Below are 8,256 nucleotides of genomic sequence, written 5' to 3' on the forward strand. Positions count from 1 at the left end.
AACAGCAACCGCTTCGTCGGCCCCCTCGGTCACGACCTCGGAACCCGCTTTGTCATGGCGACCCGCGGAATCGTCCGCAATACTGGTCCAGGCAGGCCGACCGGCTCCCCTCCCGTCATCCGTCACGCGATGGGCGGGCCCGTCGCCTGCCGCGGCGCCGGTCGGCGTCGGCGATTCGTTAATGGAGGACGTCATGACTCAGACCGTCACGGCTGCCTATGGCAGCGCCGACAAGGCCATCAACGCCTACGATGAGCTGATCGCCGAGGGGTTCCCCCGTGAAAAGCTCTACTTCGACAAGGAGACCAACCAGATCAAGGTGATCATCCCGGACACCGTGCGGCCCGAAGCGGAAGAGATCCTCAAGCGTCATGAGCCGAACGAGGTCTGGGCACGACCGTTCCAGGATTGATGGACGCCCCGACTTGCTAGCCGCCGGAGGGGATGGCGTGGGGTGGGCATCGGCTGTGGACCGCTTTCTGCCTCGCGGCGGACCATGGTGGGCCGCCGCGACATCTGTTTCAATGAAGGTTCAGGTGTGTTCTCGAGACGAAGCCTGCCCCTGTTCGACAGCTAGATAATCCGCCCACCCTGGCTCAACGCAAGGAACGCCGGTGACAATGAGTGGCGACAGCTCCATGCCCCAGGCCCCGCCCCGCCTTTGCCATTCCCGTCTGCGTCGTCGCGCCATCCTGTTCTATCTGCTGGCCTTGCTGGCCATCCTCCTGCTGTTTGCGCTGATTCTCTGGAACCAGCAGCAGCGCGATCTCGAGCTTGGGCGCGAGCGTGTCGCCGCCCGGGCCGATCTCGTCGCCGAGTGGGTGAGCGCCACCCTGACGGTCGGTGGGCACGCCCGGGGAGCACCCTCCCAGCGTCTCGACCCGGTGCTCCTCGACGAGGCGCTGGCGCGCCTGGCAATGACCCGGGGTGAAAGCATCGCCCTCTTCGACCCCGATCGGGGCCTGATCACCCGACGTCCGTCCCTCGCCGAGGGTGAGGTCTCGGAAATTCCGGGACAGCCGGGGGGCGGCCCGCTGACGCGAGCCTTTCTCGCCAGCGGCGAGGCGCGGACGACGCTGCGTACTGTCTCTCCCCTGGACGGGCGCGAGCGACTCTATGCGGTGCAGCGGGTAGGGGACCGGCCCCTGGTGGTGGTAGTCGGGGAGGAGGTCGGGGGGATCCTGGCCGGCTGGTGGCAACGGTTCTGGCTGCACCTCGTCCTCTTCCTGCTGCTGACGGCGCTGGGGGGATGGCTGCTGCGGCACTATCTGGGGCGGCTGACGCTGGAGCGGGCGCTGCAGGACCGCGAGGAGAAGCTGCGCATTGCCGCCTCCGCCTTCGAGACCCACCTGGGGATGCTGATCACCGACGCCACGGGCACCATCCTGCGGGTCAACGACACCTTCAGCCGCATCACCGGCTATGCCGAGGCGGAGGTGGTGGGCCAGAACCCGCGCCTGCTCAGCTCAGGGCTTCACGATGAGGCCTTCTATGCGACGCTCTGGGCCAGGGTGGCGCGGGACGGCAGCTGGCAGGGCGAGATCTGGAACCGCCGCAAGGGTGGCCAGGTGTATCCGGAGTGGCTGACCATCAGCGCGGTGCGCGATGCCGCCGGTAGGCTGACGCACTATGTGGCCACCTTCAGCGATCTCACCGAGCGCAAGGCCGCCGAGCAGGAGATCCACCAGTTGGCCTTCTACGACCCGCTGACCGGCCTGCCCAACCGGCGCCTGCTGCTGGACCGCCTGGAGGGGACCCTCAAGGACAGCGTGCGAACGGGCCAGTTCGGTGCGCTGGTGTTCCTGGACCTGGATCACTTCAAGCGGGTCAACGACACCCTGGGTCACCAAGCCGGGGACCTGCTGCTGCAGCGTATCGCCGAGAGGTTCGGCGAGGTGCTGCGCGAGACCGACACCCTGGCGCGGCTGGGGGGCGACGAGTTTGCCCTGCTGCTGCACGACCTGGGGCACGAGGCGGACGCCGTCGCCCGGTTGGTCGAGCGGGTCGCCATCAAGTTGCAGGGCGTGCTGGAGGCGCCGATCCGCCTCGCTGAAGAGCGGCTGATCGTGACGGCCAGCCTCGGCATCACCCTGTTCCGCGACCACGAGACCACCCTCGACGAGATCCTGCAGCAGGCCGACATGGCGCTGTTCCAGGCCAAGTCCGCGGGGCGCAATGCGCTGAGCTTCTTCGACCCCGAGATGCAGCGCCGGCTTCAGGTCCGGGCCCGGCTCGAGGGTGACCTGCGCCAGGCGCTGCCCCGGGGCGAGCTCCGGCTCCACTATCAGGTGCAGGTCGACGAGAGCGGCACCGTGAACGGCGTGGAGGCGCTGCTGCGCTGGCAGCATCCGCAGCGCGGCATGGTCTCGCCGGCGGAGTTCATTCCCCTGGCCGAGGAGAGTCGGCTGATCGTGCCGATCGGCAACTGGGTCCTCGAGACCGCCTGCCGCCAGCTGGCGGTCTGGGCCGCCGATCCGCGAACGGCGCGGCTGACGATCTCGGTCAACGTCAGCGCGCGGCAGTTTCGCGAATCGGACTTCGTCGAGCGGGTGCTGGAGATCCTCGAGAGCACGGGTGCCCCGGCCCATCGCCTCACGCTGGAGGTGACCGAGAGCCTGTTCGTCGAGGAGCGCGACGACGCCCGCGACAAGATGCTGAGGCTGCGGGAGCGGGGCATCACCTTTGCCCTGGATGACTTCGGCACCGGCTACTCGTCGCTGGCCTACCTCCGGCGGTTGCCCCTGGACCAGCTCAAGGTCGACCAGTCCTTCGTGCGTGACCTGCTCGAGGACGAGGCCAGCATGGCCATCGTGGCCAGTATCATTGCCCTCTCCCGCAGCCTGAAGCTGGAGGTCTTCGCCGAGGGGGTGGAGACCGAGGCCCAACGGGCCTGGCTCGCCGAGCACGGCTGCCGCTCCTTCCAGGGCTACCTGTTCGGGCGGCCGGTGCCGGTCGAGGCGCTGGCACTCGACGGCTGAGTCGCGGCCCGGCCGGGGTCGCGAAGCGGCTATGCTGAGGAGAGGCCGGGCCGCCCTGCTCCGGCCGCACGCGGTCATCATCGGGAAGGGGCCAGGCCCCAGGCGATCCTCTCGATCGACAGCCCCGGGAGCCAGGCTCCATGAGCACGCTCTTCATCAGCCACAGCAGTGCCGACAAGGCCGCGGCCAGTGAGCTGGCCGGCTGGCTGGACCGCCAGGGGCATCGCTCGATCTTCCTGGACTTCGATCCGGAACACGGCATTCCGCCCGGGCGCGACTGGGAGGAGGAGCTCTATCGCCAGCTGAGGACCTGCCAGGCCTTCATCGCGCTGTGCAGCGACGCCGCCATGGCGTCCTGCTGGTGCCTGGCGGAACTGAGTCACGCCCGGGCCCTCGGCAAGCCGATCCTCCCCGTGTGCATCGCCCCCTGCACCCTGCGTCCCCAGCTGGCGGAGCTGCAGATCATCGACCTGGTCAAGGAGCCGGCACTGGGCTACGAGCGCCTGCGCGGGGCCCTGACCGGGGTGTTCGACTGGGACCGACGCCGCCCGCCCTATCCGGGGATGATGGCCTTCGAGGAGGCGGATGCCGCCATCTTCTTCGGTCGCGATACCGAGATCCAGCAGGCCCTGGATCGGCTCCAGCAGGTGCGGCACTTCGGGGGACCGCGCCTGCAGCTGTTCCTGGGGGCCTCGGGCAGCGGCAAGTCTTCCCTGGTGCGGGCCGGGATCCTGCCGCGGCTGCGCGCCTTGCCCGATGCCTGGGCGCCGATCGGCCCCGTGCGTCCCCGTGACCGCCCCCTGGAGGCGCTGCTGGCCCAGCTGGTGGGCGGCCTTACCGCCGCCGGGGTGGCGGTCGAGGAGGCCCGGGCTCTGGTGTCTGGTGCCGAGGCGTGCGACCTGCTGGGCGAGGTCCAGCAGGCGCTGCGGCGGCGCCCCGGCCGCGCCAATGCCACCCTGGTGCTGGTCATCGACCAGCTCGAGGAGGTGCTGCTGCCCTCGGTCCAGGCCGAGCGGCTGATGCGGATCCTGGGCCCCGCCTTGCGGGCTCCCGATCCCCCCGTGCTGGTTATCGCCACCCTGCGCTCCGACTTCCTTGGCTCGCTCCAGGCACACCCCGACTGGCGGGATTTTCGACCCGAGATGGTCACCGTGGCGCCCTTGTCGGTGGAGGGCTTCTCGGCGGTCATCGAGGGGCCGGCGGAGCTCGCCGGTCTCGAGCTCGAGACCGGGCTGGTGCGGGCCATGGTGGCGGATACCGCCACCCAGGATGCCCTGCCGCTGCTGGCCTTCACCCTGCGCGAGCTGTGGGAGATGGGCGGGGCGGACGGGCGCCTCACCCTGGCCGAGTATCGGGGCCTGGGCGGCCTGGAGGGGGCGGTGGCCAAGGCCGCCCAGGCGGTATTCGATGCCGTCGCCCCTTCCCGGGCGCAGAAACAGGTGCTGCGCGCCGCCCTCTTTGCGCTGGTGCGACTCGACGAGGAGGGGCGTTACACGCGCCAGGTCGTGGGCTGGGAGGACCTGCCTGCCGCCAGCCATTCACTGCTCGAGCCGTTTGTCCAGGCGCGCCTGCTGATCTCCGCCAGTCATGACGGGAAGCGCACCCTGGAGGTGGCCCACGAATCGCTGTTCCGGGTCTGGAAGACGCTCAGTGACTGGCTGAAGGAGAATCGTGAAGGCCTCCGGATCCACACCGGGCTGCGGCGGGCGGCCCGGGAGTGGCAGAGCGGCGGTCGCCCTGCCGAGCTGCTGAACCACCGCGGCAGCCGCCTGGAGGCCGCCCTGCTCCTCGCCCATTCCGGCCCCGTGCCGCTCGGCGACACGGAGCGGGCCTATCTGCAGGCCTGTGGTTGGCGGGAGCGCAAGCGGCGGCTGTGGATCGCCGCCGTCTGGTCGACGCTGGTGGCCGCCGTCATCGGCCTCTCCTGGCTGGCCTGGTCGCTGCATCAGCAGGAGCGGATCACCCGGCAGGGCCTGGCCGAGCTGCACTGGACCAGCGGGGTGGGGGCCCGTGATCGCGAGGGCCAGCTCCTCAAGGCGAGCCACCATTTCGTGCATGCCGCCGAGCTGGCGCTCGAGCCGGCACGGGCGGCGAGCGCCTACTGGGCCGCGCTACGCGCGGGGCACGGCCCCGACCTGGTCGCAGCGGCGGATCTCGGCCCGACGCTGCAGTCGGCCGCCCTGGATGCCGCCGGTGAGGCCGTGTGGCTGTGGGGCGGCGATGGCGCCAGCCGGGTCTGGCGCTGGGAAGAGGGGAGCGCGCCGGCCTTCCTGGCGCCGGGCAGCCGTTCGGTGCAACGCTTCTCCCGGGATGGCCGCCCCCTGGTCCGCTGGATCGCCTTCCGTGACGACGACGGGCGGCTCGAGATCCACGATCGGCACGGCGGTGCCGCGGGGGTCACGATCCCGGCAGGGGCCGAGAGGCTGTGGATCGGCGGGGACGACGAGGGTACCGCGGTGAGCGTGCACGACCAGGCGGTCCGGGTCTGGGATCTGGCGAGCGGCGAGGCGCGGGGCGGGTGGGCCCAGGCCGGTGGGGTGGCCGGCGTGGCCATCGCCCCGGAGGGGCCCCGGCTGCTGCTCTGGACGCCCGCGGGCGAGGCATGGCTCCGGGACGCTGACGGCCTCCGGAGGCTGGCCTCGTCCGATGCTGGCATCGTCGGCGGCGCCCTGGGGCGGGAGGCGGACGAGGTCGCGGTATGGGGCCGTGACGGTCGCCTCTGGCTGCCCGAGCGACCGGGCTTTTCGCCGTCGCCGGAGGCGGGTGGGGTCTGCTCCCCGGTGGCTATCGGGGCCCGCTTCCTCGACGTCCTCGATGACGGTGCGCCCGGCCAGGGGCGACGCCTGCTGGTCTGGAACCATGGCCCCTGCGGGGTCGCACGGCTCTGGGACCTAGAAGCCCAGGGCGCCATCGGTGCGGTGATGCGCCACGACGAGGAGATGGCCCCGCCCATGGTCCAGGGCCGGCGCCTCCTCACCTGGAGCCAGGGAAGCGGGCCGGCGCGGCTCTGGGACAGCGAGACCGGGGCGGCGTTGGCCCGCCTGGAGGCGGTGACGGGGGCGCGTTTCGCGGCCGGTGATCGGCTGCTGACCTGGCACGGCCGCGAGGCCCGGCTCTGGTCGAGCCACAGCGGCGAGCCGCTGGGCCTGCCGCTGCGCCATGCGGCGACGATCGGGGAGGTCATGGCCAGCGAGGACGGGCAGCGCCTGCTCAGCTGGGCGGTCGACGGCAGCCTGCGGCTGTGGCAGGCGCCGCCCGCGCCGACGGCGGTGACGCTGCGATTGCCGGCGCCGGTCCTCGACGCCGTCCTGGTGGAGGGAACGGAGGCGGGCGAGGCGTCGCTGCGCGCCATCGCCCTCGGCGGACAGCTCCATGTCGGCCCGCCGCCGCCGGGCGAGGCGCCGGCGGCGCGAGAGCCGCTGGACCCCGACGCCGTGTTCGCCGCCTTCGCACCGGGCGGCGAGCGCTTGCTGACCGCGGACGTGAACGGCGAGGTCCGCCTGTGGAGCTGGGAGGCGGGCCGGTTCCAGCGGCTGGCCGCCCCCGGCGGCACCACCGGCCGCGATCCCGTGACCGGCGTGGTGTGGAGTGCCAACGCCGACCGCCTGCTGTTCTGGGGGGCGCAGGGGTGTACCGCCTGGCTGTGGCGCCTCGGCAGCGCCCTTGCGGTGCCGGTCGCGCATGGCGACGAGGCGGCCGATGCCACCTGCCGTCTGCGCGGGGTGGCCCTGGCCGACGACGGCACCGGGCGTGGGCTGACCTGGGGTGAGGACCGGCGCCTGCGGCTGTGGGATTTCCAGGCCAGCGAGCCGGTACCGCTGGAGACGGTCGCCGAGGGGATGCTGGTGCGCACCGCGGCGCTCGACGGGGAGCGGCTGCTGGTCGCCAGCGACGAGCGAGGCGTCAGCCTGCACCGGTTGAACCACCCGGATGCCGAGCGACGCCTGATCCATCTGGCGATCCGCGGCGCAGGGTGGCATGCCGGCAGCGGGCGAGTCCTGAGCTGGGGCGGCGGCAGTGTCCGCATCTGGGCGGACGAGGGCGAGACGCCGCTCGCCTCCCTGGTTCCCGGGGGGGAGATCGTCGAGGCGGCCTTCACCCCGGGCGGGGAGCGCGTGGTCAGCTGGCAGACGGGGGGGCGGGTGCAGCTTTGGGATGCCCTCGGCGGGCATCCCTTGACCCCCGCCCTGCAGGGGCCGGGGTCCGTCGCCACGGTCTTCGACAGCGACATTGGGGCGGCCGGCATCCGGCTGCTGATCGCCGTGGATGACCGCATCACCCTGTGGCAGCTGCCGGCGTTCACGGCCCCGCCGCCCCGGCCGGCGTTGCGTCAGGAGGTCCGGACCGGTACCCGCCTGACGATCCCCGGCGAGGTGGAGGTGCTCCCGGCCACGGCCTGGCAGGCGCGTTTCCGTGAATTCCGTGAGCTCGCCGGAGCCAGGGAGTGACGCCCTTCAGGGGGCGACGTCGACCCGGGCATCCGACCAGGCGGTGATCCAGCCCTCGGCCGGGGCCCAGGCGCGAACCTTGAGACGATGAGACCCCGTGGAGAGCCGCTGGCCGGCGTCGCGGCCGTCCCACTGTCGCGGGGCGATGCTGCGTCCGGCGGCCACGCCGCCGATGATGGGGGCCTCGTTGACGAAGAAGTGACGCTCGCCGTCCAGGGCGGCTTCCACGCGCATGAACTCGGCCACGGCATCGGGGAAGTCGGAGTGAGAAAAGAAGCGGTAGGAGGCCTGCTCGCGGGCCTGGGCGCGAATCAGGCGGGGCAGGAAGGAGACCTCCTCGATGGCCACCGAGCCGATGGCGCGGGGGCCGCAGCCCAGCGCGATGATCCGGAAGGAGGGCTCCGGACGCTCGCTGCCCGGCTCGGTGGCGGTCACGGCGATCGCCGCCGGGCGCGTGCTGTCGCCGAACGCCGGCGGCAGGGTGAACTGCAGGCGATGCGTTCCCGTCTCGTTCGCCCCGAAGGGAATCCGCAGGGTATAGATCTCCGGCAGCCCCCGGGCGCTGAGGCTCAGCGTGACCATGACCGGCCGCTCATGGGAAAAGTCCAGCACGAAGGGCCAGCCGCCGCGCACCATGCCGACGGCGGCGAAGGCGCTGGTGTTGTAGGCGGGGGCGAAGCTCGGGCCCTGCTGCCGCAGCCGCGCCAGCATGTCGTCCTCGCTTGCGGAGGCTTGCTGCCGGACGGTCTGCTGACGGTTCCTCAGCCAATTGATTACCACCACGGTAGCGGCGGCGCCGGCGACGATGGCCGGTACCGTCCAGTCGCTGC

5 protein-coding genes are annotated in these 8,256 nt (G+C 71.8%); 3 read left to right on the top strand and 2 right to left on the bottom strand.

Annotated elements, in window-relative coordinates; all coding sequences use genetic code 11:
* The coding region (locus J5F18_RS05355; protein ID WP_346301290.1) for a hypothetical protein at positions 1-195 on the bottom strand (195 nt) is incomplete at its 3' end.
* Here J5F18_RS05355 and J5F18_RS05360 point away from each other — a divergent pair.
* The 3 genes from J5F18_RS05360 (at position 194) to J5F18_RS05370 (ending at position 7,426) form a co-directional block, all read left to right on the top strand.
* Positions 194-412: a hypothetical protein gene (locus tag J5F18_RS05360; protein WP_346301291.1), complete on the top strand. Its 219-nt coding sequence runs from the start codon at positions 194-196 to the stop codon at positions 410-412. The two genes, J5F18_RS05355 and J5F18_RS05360, sit on opposite strands and share 2 nt — an antisense overlap.
* A gap of 208 nt (positions 413-620) precedes the next feature.
* Positions 621-2,978 (top strand): EAL domain-containing protein, encoded by a 2,358-nt coding sequence (locus J5F18_RS05365; protein WP_346301292.1) that lies wholly within the window; start codon positions 621-623, stop codon positions 2,976-2,978.
* Positions 2,979-3,118: 140 nt separating this feature from the next.
* Complete coding sequence (locus J5F18_RS05370; protein WP_346301293.1) at positions 3,119-7,426, top strand: TIR domain-containing protein; 4,308 nt, start codon at positions 3,119-3,121, stop codon at positions 7,424-7,426.
* A 6-nt stretch (positions 7,427-7,432) separates the two neighbouring features.
* Here the strand turns inward: J5F18_RS05370 and J5F18_RS05375 are convergent.
* On the bottom strand, positions 7,433-8,256 hold an 824-nt coding region (locus J5F18_RS05375; protein WP_346301294.1), incomplete at its 5' end, for a hypothetical protein.

It is taken from the genome of Halomonas sp. BM-2019, from assembly GCF_017584085.1.

Bases quoted from the DNA above. Each gene is read 5' to 3' on its own strand.
- J5F18_RS05360 (WP_346301291.1), top strand. From the start codon at position 194: ATGACTCAGACCGTCACGGCTGCCTATGGCAGCGCCGACAAGGCCATC.
- J5F18_RS05365 (WP_346301292.1), top strand. From the start codon at position 621: ATGAGTGGCGACAGCTCCATGCCCCAGGCCCCGCCCCGCCTTTGCCAT.
- J5F18_RS05370 (WP_346301293.1), top strand. From the start codon at position 3,119: ATGAGCACGCTCTTCATCAGCCACAGCAGTGCCGACAAGGCCGCGGCC.